The sequence below is a fragment of the Bacillus sp. 7884-1 genome (assembly GCF_002272245.1).
GTDB lineage: Bacteria > Bacillota > Bacilli > Bacillales > Cytobacillaceae > Neobacillus.
This window is the reverse complement of the sequence record NZ_NPDD01000385.1, coordinates 1-231: the sequence shown is the minus strand read 5'-3', so window position 1 is coordinate 231 and position 231 is coordinate 1. Positions and strand designations below refer to the sequence as shown.

2 tRNA genes are annotated in these 231 nt (G+C 39.8%); both read left to right on the top strand.

The features are described 5' to 3' along the window. Nucleotides 1-35: 35 nt before the first annotated feature. Nucleotides 36-109 (top strand) — tRNA-Trp (locus tag CHI06_RS29240). A gap of 15 nt (nucleotides 110-124) precedes the next feature. Further along, nucleotides 125-197, top strand: a tRNA-His gene (locus CHI06_RS29235). Nucleotides 198-231: the final 34 nt, after the last annotated feature.

Sequence of the window (231 nt, the reverse complement as noted above, 5' to 3'; positions counted from 1 at the left end):
TGTTTTTTCACGGTATTGAAATAACTTTTCTTTTTAGGGGTATAGTTTAAAGGTAGAACGAAGGTCTCCAAAACCTTTGGTGTGGGTTCAATTCCTACTACCCCTGCCAATTAATCTTATTATGGCGGTTGTGGCGAAGTGGTTAACGCACCTGATTGTGGTTCAGGCATTCGTGGGTTCGATTCCCATCAGTCGCCCCTTAAGACGATTTTGTAAGATAATAATATTTTA